This window comes from Streptomyces sp. NPDC006551 (assembly GCF_040611675.1).
Taxonomy (GTDB): domain Bacteria; phylum Actinomycetota; class Actinomycetes; order Streptomycetales; family Streptomycetaceae; genus Streptomyces.
On sequence record NZ_JBEXOT010000012.1, the window covers coordinates 98,596 to 114,719 of the forward strand.

14 protein-coding genes and 1 riboswitch are annotated in these 16,124 nt (G+C 72.9%); of the genes, 5 read left to right on the forward strand and 9 right to left on the reverse strand.

The features are described 5' to 3' along the window. Positions 1-50 precede the first annotated feature (50 nt). Positions 51-776: a ZIP family metal transporter gene (locus tag ABZY12_RS14855; protein WP_356890102.1), complete on the forward strand. Its 726-nt coding sequence runs from the start codon at positions 51-53 to the stop codon at positions 774-776. Between the two features lie 2 nt (positions 777-778). Here ABZY12_RS14855 and ABZY12_RS14860 read toward each other — a convergent pair whose 3' ends face one another. The 7 genes from ABZY12_RS14860 to ABZY12_RS14890 form a co-directional block, all read right to left on the reverse strand. Beyond that, positions 779-2,212: a cobyrinate a,c-diamide synthase gene (locus ABZY12_RS14860; RefSeq protein WP_356890104.1), complete on the reverse strand. Its 1,434-nt coding sequence runs from the start codon at positions 2,210-2,212 to the stop codon at positions 779-781. Beyond that, positions 2,206-2,814 (reverse strand): cob(I)yrinic acid a,c-diamide adenosyltransferase, encoded by a 609-nt coding sequence (gene cobO, locus ABZY12_RS14865; RefSeq protein WP_356890106.1) that lies wholly within the window; start codon positions 2,812-2,814, stop codon positions 2,206-2,208. The genes ABZY12_RS14860 and cobO overlap by 7 nt, the downstream gene beginning before the upstream one ends. Next, entirely contained in the window at positions 2,814-4,859 is a 2,046-nt protein-coding gene (locus ABZY12_RS14870) for a putative cobaltochelatase (protein WP_356890108.1), read from the reverse strand. The genes cobO and ABZY12_RS14870 overlap by 1 nt, the downstream gene beginning before the upstream one ends. 49 nt (positions 4,860-4,908) lie before the next feature. Continuing rightward, positions 4,909-6,492, reverse strand: a complete 1,584-nt coding sequence (locus ABZY12_RS14875; protein WP_356890110.1) for a cobyric acid synthase — start codon at positions 6,490-6,492, stop codon at positions 4,909-4,911. Further along, entirely contained in the window at positions 6,489-7,469 is a 981-nt protein-coding gene (locus ABZY12_RS14880; RefSeq protein WP_356890112.1) for a cobalamin biosynthesis protein, read from the reverse strand. Before ABZY12_RS14880 ends, ABZY12_RS14875 begins: the two co-directional genes overlap by 4 nt. A 33-nt stretch (positions 7,470-7,502) precedes the next feature. Then, positions 7,503-7,645, reverse strand: a riboswitch (cobalamin riboswitch). A gap of 112 nt (positions 7,646-7,757) precedes the next feature. After that, on the reverse strand, positions 7,758-7,979 hold the full coding sequence (locus tag ABZY12_RS14885; protein ID WP_356890114.1) for a hypothetical protein: 222 nt from the start codon (positions 7,977-7,979) through the stop codon (positions 7,758-7,760). A gap of 18 nt (positions 7,980-7,997) precedes the next feature. After that, positions 7,998-9,242 carry an inorganic phosphate transporter gene (locus ABZY12_RS14890; protein ID WP_356890116.1) on the reverse strand — a complete coding sequence of 415 codons (1,245 nt, stop codon included), beginning with the start codon at positions 9,240-9,242 and terminating at the stop codon, positions 7,998-8,000. Positions 9,243-9,603: 361 nt separating this feature from the next. Between ABZY12_RS14890 and ABZY12_RS14895 the strand changes: the two genes are divergently transcribed. Further along, on the forward strand, positions 9,604-10,731 hold the full coding sequence (locus ABZY12_RS14895; protein ID WP_356890118.1) for a hypothetical protein: 1,128 nt from the start codon (positions 9,604-9,606) through the stop codon (positions 10,729-10,731). Between the two features lie 178 nt (positions 10,732-10,909). Continuing rightward, positions 10,910-12,226, forward strand: a complete 1,317-nt coding sequence (locus ABZY12_RS14900; protein ID WP_356890120.1) for a hypothetical protein — start codon at positions 10,910-10,912, stop codon at positions 12,224-12,226. 19 nt (positions 12,227-12,245) lie between these two features. On the opposite strand, the gene ABZY12_RS14905 is transcribed toward ABZY12_RS14900, so the two are convergent. Next, positions 12,246-12,647 (reverse strand): VOC family protein, encoded by a 402-nt coding sequence (locus ABZY12_RS14905; protein ID WP_356890122.1) that lies wholly within the window; start codon positions 12,645-12,647, stop codon positions 12,246-12,248. A gap of 71 nt (positions 12,648-12,718) precedes the next feature. Beyond that, positions 12,719-13,609: a neutral zinc metallopeptidase gene (locus tag ABZY12_RS14910; protein ID WP_356890124.1), complete on the reverse strand. Its 891-nt coding sequence runs from the start codon at positions 13,607-13,609 to the stop codon at positions 12,719-12,721. Positions 13,610-13,861: 252 nt separating this feature from the next. Here ABZY12_RS14910 and ABZY12_RS14915 point away from each other — a divergent pair, with 252 nt between their 5' ends. Together ABZY12_RS14915 and ABZY12_RS14920 are read left to right on the forward strand one after the other, a co-directional pair. Beyond that, positions 13,862-15,460: an ABC-F family ATP-binding cassette domain-containing protein gene (locus tag ABZY12_RS14915; protein WP_356890126.1), complete on the forward strand. Its 1,599-nt coding sequence runs from the start codon at positions 13,862-13,864 to the stop codon at positions 15,458-15,460. Positions 15,461-15,782: 322 nt separating this feature from the next. Continuing rightward, positions 15,783-16,004 (forward strand): helix-turn-helix domain-containing protein, encoded by a 222-nt coding sequence (locus ABZY12_RS14920; RefSeq protein WP_006123601.1) that lies wholly within the window; start codon positions 15,783-15,785, stop codon positions 16,002-16,004. Positions 16,005-16,124: the final 120 nt, after the last annotated feature.

Here is a 16,124-nt window from a genome sequence, read left to right on the forward strand (position 1 = left end):
GCACCGCGTCCGACGTGCGCGGAAGACGCGTGATCCGATAGCAAGGGCGCATGGCCGTTCTCGTCGCGCTCGGCGCGTTCCTGATGACGCTGTTCGGCGGATGGACGGCCGGACGCGTCACCGACCGCCGCCACCTGGTCCTCGGCCTCGCCGGCGGACTGATGCTCGGCGTGGTCGGACTCGACCTCCTGCCGGAGGCCCTGGAGGCCGCCGGGAACGATGTCCTCGGTGTGCCGCAGGCGCTGCTCCTCTTCGTCGGCGGCTTCCTCTTCGCCCACGCCGTGGAGCGGCTGCTGGCCGTCCGTCAGGCGGCGCACGGGGTCGGCGCCGACGAACGAGTGCCGCAGGTGGGACTCACCGCGGCCGCCGCCATGGTCGCCCACAGCCTCATGGACGGCATCGCGCTCGGTGCGGCCTTCCAGGTCGGCGGGGGCATGGGCGCCAGCGTCGCGCTCGCGGTCGTCGCCCACGACTTCGCCGACGGGTTCAACACGTACACGATCACCAGCCTGTACGGGAACGCCCGCCGCAAGGCGGTCCTGATGCTCGTCGCAGACGCGCTCGCGCCGATCGTCGGCGCCGCGTCCACGCTGCTGTTCACCCTTCCGGAGGAACTCCTCGGCAGCTATCTCGGATTCTTCGGCGGCGCACTGCTCTACCTCGCGGCGGCCGAGATCCTGCCCGAGGCCCACCACGAACACCCCGCCCGCTCCACGCTGCTCTGCACGGCGGCGGGCGTGGCCTTCATCTGGCTCGTGGTGGGCGTCACCGGCTGAACTCACGCCGCGGGCCCGTTCACGCAGTGGCCGACGAACCGCACGGCCGCCTCGGGCGCACCGGCCCAGTGAGTGTGCACATAACTCGCGTGCACCCCCTGCTGCACGAACCCCTCCATGCGCCGCTCCGGCTGCCGCAGCCCCCAGGCCGCCGCCGCGCCCGCACCCGGCTCGATCACGGTCCGGTGGAACTCGTGCCCGCGCATCCGCGTGCCGGCCGCGGCCAGGGAACTGTCGCTGACGGCGACGGCGTCCCGGTACCCGAGCGTCAGGCGTGACGACATCCGCGCGTCCGCGTCGAGCACCCCGCACATCGGCGTCCCGTCGAGCGAGCGCGCGAGATACAGCAGCCCCGCGCACTCGGCGGCGACGGGCGCCCCGGACCGGGCCAGCTCGGCGACGGCCTTGCGCAGCGGCTCGTTGGCGGACAGCTCGGAGCCGTACATCTCGGGAAATCCGCCGCCGATGACGAGCCCCGAGGTCCCCGGAGGCAGCTCCTCATCCCGCAACGGATCAAACGTGACCACGTCCGCCCCGGCGGCGGCGAGCAGTTCGGCATGCTCGGCGTACGAGAACGTGAAAGCGGCCCCACCGGCGACGGCGACCACCGGCCTTGTCGTGGGCATGCGTTCCGCGTGGAGGTCCCCCCAGGACGAAGTCCTACGGGGAGGACAAGGGTGGTCACCCGTTTCACCGGCGGTCGGCCGCCCCGCGACGGCAGGATCCCACGCCTCGGCGTGAAGCTCCGGCGCCGACCGCGCCAACGCCAAAAGCGCCTCCAGGTCGCAACCGGCCCGCACCTGCTCCGCCTGCGCCGCCACCGCTTCCACCGCCGCCGCCTGCCGCTCGGCCACCGGCACCAGCCCCAGATGCCGCGAGGGCGTCGCCACGGCGGGCGCCCTCCGCAGCACCCCGAGCACCGGCACCCCGGACTCCCCGAGCGCCTCCCGCAGCAGATGCTCGTGCCGGTCGGTCGCGACCTTGTTCAGGATCACCCCGCCGATCCGCACCTCCGGGTCCCACGAAGCGAACCCGTGCACCAGCGCCGCCACCGACCGCGACTGCGACGAGGCGTCCACGACGAGCACCACCGGCGCCTTCAGCAGCTTCGCGACCTGCGCGGTGGAGGCCAGCTCGCCCTGGTCGGCGGCGCCGTCGTACAGGCCCATGACGCCCTCGACGACCGCGAGGTCGCAGCCGCGCGACCCGTGCGCGAAGAGCGGCGCGATCATCCCCGTACCGCACATGTACGCGTCGAGGTTCCGGCCGGGACGCCCGGTGGCCAGCGCGTGGTAGCCGGGGTCGATGTAGTCCGGGCCGACCTTGTGCGGGGAGACAGCCAGGCCACGGCCGGCGAACGCGGCCATGAGCCCGGTCGCGACCGTGGTCTTGCCCGCGCCGGAGGACGGCGCGGCGATGACGAGACGTGCTACCACTCGATGCCCCGCTGGCCCTTCTGACCGGCGTCCATCGGATGCTTCACCTTCGACATGTCGGTGACGAGATCCGCGAAGTCGACCAGTTCCCGCGGCGCGTTGCGGCCGGTGATGACGACATGCTGGTGCCCGGGACGGTCGCGCAGCACCTCCACGACCTCCTTGGTGTCGATCCAGCCCCAGTGCAGCAGATAGGCGAACTCGTCGAGGACGTAGAACTTGTACTTCTCCTCGGCGAGGTCCCGCTTGACCTGCTCCCAGCCCTCGCGCGCCTTGTCCTCGTGCGACTGCTCGCCCTCGGCGACCTCGCGCTGGATCCAGGACCAGCCCTCGCCCATCTTGTTCCAGGTGACGGTCCCGCCCTTGCCGGTCTCACCGAGCGCCTTGAGGGCGTTCTCCTCGCCGACCTTCCACTTGGCGGACTTGACGAACTGGAACACTCCGATCGGCCAGCCCTGGTTCCAGGCGCGCAGCGCCATGCCGAAGGCGGCGGTCGACTTCCCCTTGCCGACACCGGTGTGCACCATCACCAACGCACGGTTGCGGCGCTGACGGGTGGTGAGTCCGTCGTCGGGTACGACGGTCGGCTGTCCCTGCGGCATTACGCGGCCCTCCTCGTTGTCTGTCCTGCTGCCTGTACGTCTCGGACCAGCCCGGCGATCGAGTCGGCGCGCAGCTCGTCCAAGGTCACGGCCGTACCGCCCAGTTCACGGGCGAGGTCCCCGGCGAGCCCGAGCCGCACGGGCCCGCTCTCGCAGTCCACCACGACGGCCGCCGTGCCGTCGGCGGCGTGCAGCCGCGCGGCACGGGCGGCGAGCGCCACCGGATCGGCGCCGCCGCCGGTCGCCCGGCCGTCGGTCACGACGACGAGCAGGGGGCGGCGCGAGGGGTCCCGCAACCGCTCCACGCGGAGCACGTCATGGGCTTTGAGCAGCCCGGCCGACAGTGGCGTACGCCCGCCCGTCGGAAGCTGTTCGAGCCGGGCCGCCGCCGCGTCCACCGAAGAGGTCGGCGGCAGCGCGACCTCGGCGTCGCGGCCCCGGAAGGTGACCAGGCCGACCTTGTCCCGCCGCTGGTAGGCGTCGAGGAGGAGGGAGAGTACGGCTCCCTTGACGGCGCTCATCCGCTGCCGGGCCGCCATCGAACCCGACGCGTCCACGGCGAAGAGCACCAGATTGCCCTCACGGCCCTCACGGGTCGCCTGCCGCAGATCGTCCCGCCGCACCACCAGGCCGGGGCCCGAACGCCCGCGCGCCTTCTGGTGCGGGGCGGCGGCGTGCACGGTCGCCGCCAGATGCAGCTTGGTCAGCGCACCGCGCGGCCGTACGGCACCGGTCGTCCTGCCGTGCTCGGTACGGGCCCGGGAGCGGCGCCCGGCCGCGCCCTCGCCGAGTCCGGGCACACTGAGCATCTTCGTACGGAAGGGCTCGGCGGCCTTGACGGCGGCGCGCTCACCGGCGCCGGGGCCTCCCCGCGAGGGCGCGGGCGCCGGGTCCGGGGACTCCGCCGGGGCCTCGTCCGGCCCGGCGTCCTCCGGAGCGCCGTCGGGACCGCCGCCCTGCGGAGGCACGCCCCCGCCGCCCCCGCCACCACCGGGGCCGCCGTCACCAGGGTCGGGGTCGGGGTCCGGGTCTTCGCCCTTGAACCGCTCCAGGGTCTCGTCGAGCTTGTCCTCGTCGAGACCGGGCGCGTCGAAGGGGTTGCGGCGCCTGCGGTGGGGGAGGGCGAGCAGCGCCGCCTGCCGTACGTCGTCGGAGGTGACGTCCGTCCGCCCAGCCCAAGCGGCGAGCGCGGTCGCCGTGCGGGCCATGACGATGTCGGCGCGCATGCCGTCCACCTCGAACGCGGCGCAGGTCGCCGCGATCTGGAGGAGGGCCGCGTCCCCGAGCGTCACCTGCGGCAGAAGGGCCCGCGCGGCCGCGATCCGGTCCCGCAGCGCGCTCTCCTCGCCCGCCCAGCGGGCGGCGAAGGCGGCCGGGTCGTCGTCGAACGCGAGCCGGCGGCGGACCACCTCGACCCGCTGCTCGGGCTCGCGCGAGGCCGCGACCTCGACGGTCAGTCCGAACCGGTCCAGCAACTGCGGCCGCAGTTCGCCCTCTTCGGGGTTCATCGTGCCGACGAGCAGGAAGCGGGCCGCGTGCCGTACGGAGACGCCCTCACGCTCGACGTACGAAGAGCCCATCGCGGCGGCGTCGAGCAGCAGGTCGATCAGATGGTCGTGGAGGAGGTTGACCTCGTCGACGTAGAGGATCCCGCGGTGGGCGTCCGCGAGGAGCCCCGGCTCGAACGCCTTCACGCCCTCCGCGAGGGCGCGTTCGATGTCCAGTGCGCCCACGAGCCGGTCCTCGGAGGCGCCGACGGGCAGTTCCACCATCCGCGCCGGACGCGCGGAGCCCGGCGCGGCCTCGTGCGGCCCGTCGGGGCAGCCCGGGTCGGGGGAGACCGGATCGCAGCTGAACCGACAGCCCGCCACGACCGGTACCTCGGGCAGCAGGTCCGCGAGAGCGCGGACGGCCGTGCTCTTGGCGGTGCCCTTCTCGCCGCGTACGAGGACACCGCCCACCGCCGGGCTGACGGCGTTCAACAGCAACGCCAGCCGCAGGTCGTCCATGCCGACGACGGCGGTGAACGGATACCGGGTGCTCATCGGGCAGTCACTCCTTCAAGGTCAGGTCGCTGACGGTCGCCGGGCGCGCTCACGGCGCGCCCGGCGGGATGAACGGCAGCCCGGGCAGCGGGCCGTTCTCGATCAGGCGCAGCAGCGCGTCCGTGTCCGCGTGTTCCTCGATCAGATCGCCGAGGCGGTCCAGCTGCTCCTCGCGCAGGGTGCCGAAGCTCGTGTCCGGCGCGGGTACGAAACGCCGCCCGGCCGCCGCCGCGACCTCGCGCAGGAACGCGCGGCGGAAGCCGTCGCTCTCCAGCGAGCCGTGCCAGTGCGTGCCCCAGACCGAGCCGACCCGGCAGCCGTCCAGGAACGGCTCTCCGCCCAGGACCTCGGCGACGCCGTGGTGGATCTCGTACCCCTCCACCCGCTCGCCGAGGGCCTCGCCGACCGGCCGGGCCAGGGTCTTCTCGGGCGCGAACCGGACTCGTACGGGCAGCAGCCCGAGCCCGTCCACGGCACCCGCCTTCGACTCGACCTCGTCCTCGATGTGTGCGCCGAGGGCCTGGAAGCCGCCGCAGATGCCGAGCACCGGCCGGCCCTCCGCCGCCCGCCTCGCCAGCGCGTCGGCCAGGCCCCGCTCCCGCAGCCACGCCAGCGCCCTGACCGTCCCGCGCGTCCCCGGCACCACCACCAGGTCCGCGTCGACCAGCTCCTCCGCGCGGTCCACGAACCGCACCACCACGCCCGGTTCGGCCGCCAGCGCGTCCACGTCCGTGAAGTTCGACATCAGCGGTACGGCACACACGGCCACCCGCAGCACGTCCGCGCCGACCGGGGGCGCCACGACCGACTCCCGGACCGCACCCCGCAGAGACACCCGAAGGCCGTCCTCCTCGTCGATGCCGAGACCGTGCGCGTACGGCAGCACACCGAACGTCCGGCGTCCGGTCAGGTCGTACAGCATGTCGAGGCCGGGCTCCAGCAGGGTCACATCGCCCCGGAACTTGTTCACGAGATAGCCCGCGATCAGCTCCTGGTCCTCGGGGGCGAGCAGCGCCGTCGTCCCGAAGAACTGGGCGAACACCCCGCCCCGGTCGATGTCGCCGACCACCAGCACGGGCAGCCGCGCGGCCCGCGCGATGCCCATGTTCACGATGTCCGTGCGCCGCAGGTTGATCTCGGCCGGACTGCCCGCCCCTTCGCAGATCACGGCGTCATAGCTGCCCCGCAGCTCCTCCAGACAGGCGAGGACCGGCTCGAAGAGCTCCTTCTGCCGGCCTCCGTGCAGCCTCTTCCCGGGGGCCACTGCGCCTGACTGCGGCTGCGCCGCGGGCCCAGACCCCCCGAAGAACCCGCGGGCGCTCAGCTCACCCACCGGCTTGCCCATCAGCACGACCTGGCTGGAGCGGTCGCTGCCCGGTTTGAGCAGCACCGGGTTCATCAGCGCCGTCGGCTCCACCCGCGCGGCCTGCGCCTGCATCGCCTGCGCCCGGCCGATCTCCGCGCCCTCCCTGGTCACGAAGGAGTTCAGGGACATGTTCTGGCCCTTGAACGGCGCCACCTTCACGCCCTTGCGGACCAGCCAGCGGCAGATCCCCGCCGTGACGACGCTCTTGCCCGCGTCGGACGTGGTCCCTGCGACCAGCAGCCCGCCTCCCCGCCGTCCGCTCCTCATGCGCTCCTCCGCTTCATGGCGCCCACCACGATCCTTCCGGCCACACAGGCCGCCAGCGTCAGTCCGGTCACCCGGCGCGACAGCCGTACCGCCCGCTCGATGTCCGCCACTTCCACGTCCCGGCCCGCGCCGTTGAGCACCGGCCGGTGCTCGACCCGTCCGCCGTACGAGAGGGTCCCCCCGAGCCGTACGCCGAGCGCTCCCGCGAACGAGGCCTCGACCGGGCCGGCGTTGGGGCTCGGGTGCTTGGCCGCGTCGGCCCGCCACGCCCGCAGAGCCCCCCGGGGATCGCCGCCCGCTACGGTCGCGAGCGCGGCCGTCAGCCGCGCCCCCGGCCAGCCGGCCACGTCGTCGAGGCGGGCCGAGGCCCAGCCGAAGCGGCGGTACTGCGGGGACTTGTGGCCGACCATCGCGTCCAGGGTGTTCACGGCCCGGAAGCCGACGAGGCCCGGGATCCCGGCGACCGCACCCCAGACCAGGGCGCCGACGACCGCGTCGGAGGTGTTCTCGGCGACGGACTCCACGACCGCGCGGGCCATCGCCGGGCCGTCCAGGGCCTGCGGGTCGCGGCCGCACAGACGCGGCAGCCGCTCGCGGGCCACGTCCAGGTCGCCGGCTGCCAGCGCTCCGCCGATGGCACGGGCCTCCCGGCCCAGCGTCGTACCGCCGACGACGGCCCACACGGAGGCGGCGGTCAGGGCGGCGGAGGCGACGGGCCGGTCCCGTACGGCGCGTGCGGCCAGCGCCGCGGCTCCGGCGGCGCCACCCGCGCAGACGGCGGTGTGCAGCGCGCCCCAGCCGCGGTGGTCGCGCAGGAGGAGCCGTTCGACGGCGCCGGCGGCCCGTCCGAATCCGGCGACCGGATGGCCGCGGCGCGGGTCGCCGATCAGCAGGTCCGCGAGCAGGCCGGAGGCGGCTCCGTACGCGAAGACGCCCGTGGACGCGAATACACCGGTGGCAGCTCTGCGGCCAGGCATGGCGCTATGTCCTCACTCAGGGTCCGCGCCCTGGCTCGACGTGACCGGCGGTGAGAGTTCCTGGCTCCCGGGGATCAGCTCCCCGGTCACAGTGGCGGGACCGCGCCGGATTCGCACCGGACTTCCTCTTCTGCCGCCGTAATGGCCCCGGAAGTCCACCACGCAGCGCGAACACCCGTCAACTCACCCTTGACCTGCGGCGGGAGAGTGTGCGAAGCCCCACAACACGACGGCTGGGCGCGCCGCACCTTCCGGTGCCACACGCCCAGCCGTTGTTTCGCCGATCGGTCAGACGACGATCAGATAGATGCCGAACGCGACGGCCGCCGCGCAGAGCGCGAAGCAGGCGTACGCGCCGGTGCGCGCCAGGGTGGCGGAGCCCCCCTGGGTGGCGGCCTGCTCCTGCTTGGAGAGGCCGACGATGCCGAGGGTGAACAGGCCCACGAGGGCGACGGTCGCCACGAGGCTGACTCCGAAGACGGAGCCGAGAGCTGCCCAGTCGATCTTCATGCTGATGTCCCTTGTTCCTTACACCGTGGCCGTGGCGGTCGGGGCGGCCGGATCGGCGGGGGCCGGCGACGGGATCGTCGCCTTCAGGTCGTCGGTGAGGGTCCCGGCCGGGGGCGGGGTGACGGCCGCGATGGCGGTGGTCACGACGCCGGGGGCCTCGTCCTCGGTCTCGTTGACGTTGGTGTGGTCGACGACCTGGCGGCGGGAGATGAACCAGATCGCGGTGCAGGAGGCGATCAGGAAGGCGGCGACGGCCATGACGCCCCAGTCGCCCTGCCGGGTGACGTACTCCGAGAGCGCGGCGACCAGGCCGGCGGCGGGGAGGGTCAGGCCCCAGGCGACGAACATCCGGGTGGCGGTGGACCAGCGGACCACCCCGCCCTTGCGGCCCAGGCCCGCGCCCATGACGGCGCCGGAGCAGGAGTGCGTGGTCGACAGGGAGAAGCCGAGGTTGGAGGAGGCCAGGATGACGGCCGCGGCGCTGGTCTGGGCGGCGAAGCCCTGCTGCGGCTGGAGGTCCGTGAGGCCCTTGCCCATGGTCCGGATGATGCGCCAGCCGCCCAGGTAGGTGCCGAGCGCGATCGCCGTACCGGCGGAGACGATCACCCAGACCGGCGGGTTGGAGCCCGGGGCCAGGATGCCGCCGGCGACCAGGGCCAGGGTGATGATGCCCATGGTCTTCTGGGCGTCGTTGGTGCCGTGGGCGAGCGACACGAGGCCGGCGGAGGTGATCTGGCCGGCGCGGTAGCCCTTGTCGGTGGTCTTCCGGTCGGCGTTCCTGCCGAGCCGGTACGTCAGCCGGGAGGCGAGCATCGCCGCGAGGCCCGCGACCAGCGGCGCGGCGACGGCCGGGATGAGGACCTTGGTGACGACCACTCCGCCGTTGACGCCGCCGAGGCCGACCGAGGCGATCGTCGCGCCGATGAGGCCACCCATGAGGGCGTGGGACGAGCTGGACGGCAGACCGACCAGCCAGGTCAGAAGGTTCCAGAGGATCGCGCCGACGAGCGCGGCGAAGATGACTTCGGGCTGGATGCCTTCTTCGTTCACGAGACCGCTGGAGATCGTCTTGGCGACCTCCACGGAGAGGAACGCGCCGATCAGGTTCAGCACGGCGGACATGGCCACCGCCGTCTTGGGCTTCATCGCGCCGGTCGAGATGGTCGTCGCCATCGCGTTGGCGGTGTCGTGGAAACCGTTCGTGAAATCGAACACGAGAGCTGTCACGACCACAATCGTGAGCAGCAGCGTGATGTGTTCCATTTACCCAGGCAATCGTTTGACGTCAGTGGCTCGCCGAACGTAGGCAACCTGGGTGAACGGAAGATGAACTGGGTCGGGCGGTGTGGTGACCCGAACCGGGGTCCCGGCATTCCGCTCAGCGGTTCGGGAGGACCTTCGCGTCCACGATGTGGACCTGTGCGACCCGGGGTAAGCCGTGTCCTTACGGGGCGGACCGGACATCCGTCCCTGGCGTCCCTCGAGCGCCGTGTCAGCCCGTGGACGCCGACGGACCGGATCAGCCGACCGAGGGACCCGCGAAAGAGATCCATGTCACTCTCCCGGGGGCGCCGTACGGGTCCGCCGGGTGGCGGCCCGCCCCCGCCCTGACCACACTGGGACGGTGCGCCCGGCTCATACGACGGCAGCGGCCGTCACCACTTTGATCGGTGTCGGCGCGGCCGCGGTGGCGGTCGGCCGGTACGCGGGCGACGCCGCCCTCAAGGCGGCGTCCGGACGGCCCCTGCCCGGCGACCCCCGGCTCACCGTGCACGCCACCGGCCCCGGCAGGGTCACCCTCACCCGCAGCCTCGCCTCCCTGCGCCCCGGGACGTACGGCATCGAGGGCCCCGACTTCCACGGGTTCGTCGGGCCCGTCCTCGACCGGGTCCCGCACACCGCCGACACCGTCGTACGCCGTCTGGAGCGGGTCGAGCTCGGCACGCTCGAGGCCGGCGCCCGGGTCCGGCTCACCCCGGAGCTGCACTCCGGCACCCCCCGTACCGCGCTCGGTGTCGTGTACGAGGACGTCGAGATCCCCGGCGAGCTCGGCACCCTGCCCGGCTGGCTGATCCCCGGCCCCCGCCCCACCTGGGTGATCGCCCTGCACGGCCTCGGGACCACCCGCCGGCACCCCCTCAATCTCGTCCCCTTCCTCTCCCGGCGGCAGATCCCCGTCCTGTGCGTCGCCTACCGCGGCGACGAGGGCGCGCCCCGCTCCCCGGACGGCGTCGGGCACCTCGGCGACTCCGAGTGGCGCGACGTCGACGCGGCCATCCGCTACGCCGTCCGCCGGGGCGCCGCCGACGTCGTGCTGCACGGCTGGGGGACCGGCGCCACGATGGCCCTGCACGCCGCCGCCCACTCCGGTGTACGGGACCTGATCCGCGGAGTCGTCCTCGACTCCCCGGTCCTCGACCAGCAGGCCACGCTGCGCAACCTCGCCGCGGCCCGCCGGGTCCCCGGCCCGCTGCTGCCGCTCGCCGTCCGCGCCGCCCAGGGCAGGACCGGGGTGCACGGCGACCGCCTCCGGGCGGTCGCGGACCCCGCCGCCCTGCGCGTGCCGACCCTGGTGTTCCACGGCCCCGACGACACGATCGCGCCCTGGGAACCGTCCCTCGAACTCGCCGCGCGCCGACCCGAACTGGTCAGCCTTCAGACGGTACGGCAGGCCCCGCACGCCGCCATGTGGAACGCCGACCCGCTCCGCTACGAGGAGGCCCTGCGGCGCTTCCTCACCCCGCTGCTGTAGCCCACCCGGGGCCGGTCCGTCACGGCGTGTATGACGGTGATCCCGATTCCGATTGGGCTTTCGGGCCGTGAGCGGGAAGACTGCCTCCGTGACGTCTCGAAAGCCTGATGAGCAATTGGCGCGCAACTCCAGACTCCGACTCGTCCGTCCGCGGGCACTGGCCACCGCCCGACGGGCCGTGACGACCCGGCGCACCCGGCCGGCGCCGAGGCCGCCCGAGGGCACTCCGCCCCGCGCGGAACTGGCCCGCCAGGCACGGACCGTCCTCGCCGACGCCGTACGGATCGCCCGCTGGGCCGCCGTCGACCGCGAGGCCGACCTCACCGCTCCGGCCGGCCCCGAAGCCGTCTCCGCCCGGGAACGGGCCGCCGCCGCACTCGACCTGACGCCCGACCAGGTCCGGGCCGGCTGGGACCGCGCCCGGCTCGCCGGGCTCGTCGAACTCCACGGCGCCACCGCGCGCCCCGGCTGGCGGCTGCACGCATGGGACCGCGACGACTCCGCCGTCCTGCGCGGCTGGGTGGCCCTGTTCGACGCCTGGTCCCTGGTCCACCCGGCCCCCGAGGGCGTGCCCGCCGGTGCCGTCGCCGAGGTCGTCGAGGCCGTACCCCAGGTTCTCTCCCTGCTCCAGCTCTCGGCCGGGCCCGTGCTCGTCCCGGCCCTCCTCGACCTGCTGCGGCAACGCGTCGACGAGCTGCGCGAGGAGCGCTGCGAGGTCCCCGTCCAGGGGTCCGCCACCGACGCGGGCGCCGCCGCTTCCTCCGCCGCCGCCGACGGACTCCCCGCGCTGCTCGACTGGGCCCTGGAGGGCCTCGCCGCCGTCGGCGCCCTCACCCTGGGCACGGGCCAGGCCACCCTGACCCCCCTCGGCAACTGGGCGGTCTGGGTCAAGCTGGAGCAGATCTGCGTCGCCGCCCAGAGCCCGGCGGGCAACATCGAACAGTCCGCCGAGGACATGCTCCGAGGCTGCGCCCGCCTGACCCCGGGCCCGGCCCGCGACGAGTACCGCGCGTGGCTCGCCGCCCGCACGCTCTCCAGCGCCGTCACCGAACTCCTGGCCGTCGCCCGCGGCGAGGACGCCCTGCTGCGCGGCCTCGCCTTCGAGGCGCTCCGGGTCGTGGGCGCCCCCGCCGAGGCCGAGGTCCGCGCAGCCGTCGCGGAGCCGTCGCTCCGTCCGTACGCCCTGCTCTGGCTCGCCGAGTACGACGGGGCCGACCCCGACGACGCCCCGGACGTGCTGACCCGCGAGGAGGCCACCTGGCTGTGGGTGGACACCGCCGCGGCCGTCGCCGACCACGGCGAGAGCGCGCTGCTCGTCCGCCACCTGGACTCCGCCGTGCAGGGCACGGTCCCGGCCCTGCTCGACGAGGTCCGGGCCGTGGGCCACCCCCGCACGGTCCAGGTCCTGGTCGCCCTCGCCGCCGCCCATCCCGACCCGGCCCTGGCCAAGGCCGTCCGCCGGGCGGCCTTCCAGGTCCACACCGGCGGGGTCTGAACGAGCGAGCGGGCCGTCGCTAGTCGGCGGCCCCCGGGGTGTATGTACCGAAGCTCCAGATGTTGCCCTCGGCGTCCCGGGCGATGTAGTCCCGCGAGCCGTAGTCCTGGTCCGTGGGCGGCATCACGATCTCGACCCCGTGCTGCACGGCCCGCGCGTGGTGTTCGTCCACGTCGTCCACGTGGACGAACACCGCGGCCGGGCCCGCACCGCTCATCAGCTTGTCGAACTCGCTGCCGGTGCCCTTGCTACCGAGCATCACCATGCCGTTGCCGTACGACAGCTCCGCGTGCACGACCTTGCCGTCCTCGCCCTCGTACACGGCGGTGTCGGTGAAGCCGAACGCCTCGGTGAGCAGCTTGATCGCCGCCTTCGCGTCGTCATACGCCAGAGCCGGACAGATGTGGGGTCCCTCAGCCATCCCGATCACTCCTTCTCGTCGTCCACGTCGGAATGTGACCTGCGTCTCAGTCTCGCAGCCGCCACCGACAATCAGCGGAAGGTGTCGCACCGGGCCATGTCGCCGGTCCTGAAGCCGGTGAAGAACCACTGCTGCCGCTGCGCCGCCGAGCCGTGCGTCCAGCTCTCCGGTGTCACCCTGCCCTGCAGCCGCTCCTGGATCCGGTCGTCGCCCACCGCCGCCGCCGCGTCGAGCCCGTCCCGGATGTCCGCGTCCGTCAGCCGGGTCAGGACCGGCCGGCCGGTCTTCTCGTCGGGTGTGGTCGTCGCGTGGTGAGCCCACACACCGGCGTAGCAGTCCGCCTGCAGTTCGACCCGTACGGCGTCGGAGCCGGCGCCCTGCCGGCCGTCCTGGGACCTGGCAGGCGTGCCCATCATGTTCTGCACATGGTGGCCGTACTCGTGCGCCACCACGTACGCCTGCGCGAACGGGCCGCCGCTCGCCCCGAACGTGGTCCTCAGCTCCTCGAAGAAGCCCAGGTCCAGATAGACCTGGCGGTCACCGGGGCAGTAGAACGGCCCGACCGCCGAGGTGGCCGAGCCGCAGGCCGTACCGACCCGCTGGGCGAACATCACCGTGCGCGCGTCCCCGTACCGGCCGCCCCGCCGGGCGTACTCCGCCCGCCAGAAGTCCTGCACGCTGTTGACGACCGCCACGATCCGGCAGTCCTCGCGGGTGTTCGCGTCCGCGCCGGTCCGGCAGCTCCGCTCCACCTGGGCCATGGACGACGAGGTCGCGACGGGCTCCGGGTCCCCGGACGACAGCCCCAGCTGTTCGGGCCCCACCCCGAAGAGGACCCCGAGGATCAGCGCGATGAGCCCGACGACACCGCCGCCGACGGTGGCCTTCCCGCCGGGGATGCGGCTGCCGCGGACGTCCCGCACCTCCGAGGTGTCCAGGTCGGCGTCGTCGTCGAACTGCATGGGCCACCGCCCTCCGCGTCTCCGTCACGGCGGTGGCCGCCGCTCTGCGCCGAGTATCGGGGAATTCGACACCCCTCGCCCGTTATGCCGAGTTAGCGGGGAACATGCCGATCCGTTCCCTCGTACGGGCATGGCCGAAAAGCAGTTGCAGGGGCCCGTTAGACTGGCCGTATGGCCATTCTCCTCGCGCACTAGCGGCGTCGAACCGCCCGAGAGCCCTTCCGCCGTCCATACCCGCCCTGGAGTCTGTCCGTGATCACCGCTTCCGGCATCGAGCTGCGCGCCGGCGCCCGCATCCTCATCGAGTCCGCTTCCTTCCGTATCGCCAAGGGCGACCGCATCGGCCTCGTCGGCCGTAACGGCGCGGGCAAGACCACCCTCACCAAGTGCCTCGCAGGCGAGGGCATGCCCGCCGGCGGCACCATCAGCCGCTCGGGCGAGGTCGGCTACCTCCCGCAGGACCCGCGCACCGGCGACCTCGACGTCCTGGCCCGCGACCGCATCCTCTCCGCGCGCGGCCTCGACGTCCTCCTCCGCAAGATGCGGCAGAACGAGGAGCGCATCGCGACCGGCTCCGGCGCCACCCGCGACAAGGCGATGAAACAGTACGAGCGCCAGGAGACCGAGTTCCTCACCAAGGGCGGGTACGCCGCCGAGGCCGAGGCGTCCACCATCGCCGCCGCCCTCGGGCTGCCCGACCGGGTCCTCGGCCAGCCGCTGCACACCCTCTCCGGCGGTCAGCGCCGCCGGATCGAGCTGGCCCGGATCCTCTTCTCCGACGCCGACACCCTGCTCCTCGACGAGCCCACCAACCACCTCGACGCCGACTCCATCGTCTGGCTGCGCGACTACCTCAAGACCTACCGCGGCGGCTTCATCGTCATCTCCCACGACGTCGACCTCGTCGAGACCGTCGTGAACAAGGTCTTCTACCTGGACGCCAACCGCTCGACGATCGACGTCTACAACATGGGCTGGAAGCTCTACCAGCAGCAGCGCGAGGCCGACGAGAAGCGCCGCAGGCGCGAGCGCCAGAACGCCGAGAAGAAGGCCGCCGCCCTCAACTCGCAGGCCGACAAGATGCGCGCCAAGGCCACCAAGACCGTCGCCGCGCAGAACATGGCCAAGCGTGCCGAGCGGCTGCTCTCCGGCCTGGACGCGGTCCGGGTCTCCGACAAGGTCGCCAAGCTCCGCTTCCCGGAGCCCGCGCCCTGTGGCAAGACCCCGCTGACGGCGGAGGGCCTGTCCAAGTCCTACGGCTCGCTCGAAATCTTCACCGATGTGAATCTCGCCATCGACAAGGGCTCGCGCGTCGTCATCCTCGGCCTCAACGGCGCGGGCAAGACGACGCTGCTGCGGCTGCTCGGCGGCGTCGAGCAGCCCGACACCGGCGAGGTCACCCCAGGCCACGGACTGAAGCTCGGCTACTACGCCCAGGAGCACGAGACCCTCGACCCGGAGCGCTCGGTCCTGGAGAACATGCGGTCCGCCGCGCCCGACCTCGACCTCGTCGAGGTGCGCAAGGTGCTCGGCTCCTTCCTCTTCTCCGGCGACGACGTCGACAAGCCGGCCGGGGTGCTCTCCGGCGGGGAGAAGACCCGGCTCGCGCTCGCGACCCTGGTCGTCTCCTCGGCGAACGTGCTGCTCCTGGACGAGCCGACCAACAACCTCGACCCCGCCAGCCGTGAGGAGATCCTCGGCGCGCTGCGCACCTACAAGGGCGCGGTCGTGCTCGTCACCCACGACGAGGGCGCGGTCGAGGCGCTCCAGCCGGAGCGGATCATCCTGCTCCCGGACGGTGTCGAGGACCTATGGGGCGCGGACTACGCGGACCTGGTGGCCCTCGCCTGATCATTCCGGCATGGATCATTCGGCTCATGGGTGATCCGTCATCTGAGTGAGGGCGTCTCATCCCCTCGGCGCGGCTCTCTGCGGAATCCTTCCGCCGGGGCCGCGCCGTGCTCGTTCCCCCAGTGCGGCGCTGACCTGGTACTTCCTGGCCGGACACGGGTGGAAGCCGCGACCGGGCCCTGCGGAATGAGTGCCTCCGGTCGTGGTGGCGGCTTTCCTGTCCGCAAACCTCACGGCACAGACCTTGTCGAATGGGTGGCCAGGACGTCGGGAAGGGGTGATCATGAGAAGTCCAGAGCGCACTTCCCATGAGGAGGCACGGGTGGCCGAGACTCTGAAGAAGGGCAGCCGGGTGACCGGCGCCGCGCGCGACAAGCTCGCGGCAGACCTGAAGAAGAAGTACGACTCCGGTGCGAGTATCCGGGCGCTGGCCGAGGAAACCGGCCGCTCCTACGGATTCGTCCACCGGATGCTCAGCGAGTCCGGAGTCACGCTGCGTGGACGTGGCGGAGCGACACGGGGCAAGAAGGCAGCCTCGGCCTGACATCGGGGCGCGGCTCGTCCGGTCCACCGTTTCTCACGGTGGCCACCCGGTCGACCGTGCGGTCGACCGGGTGGTTACTGTGCAGTCACTTAGCAGTGCTGCACCGGAACCGGAGGCGCC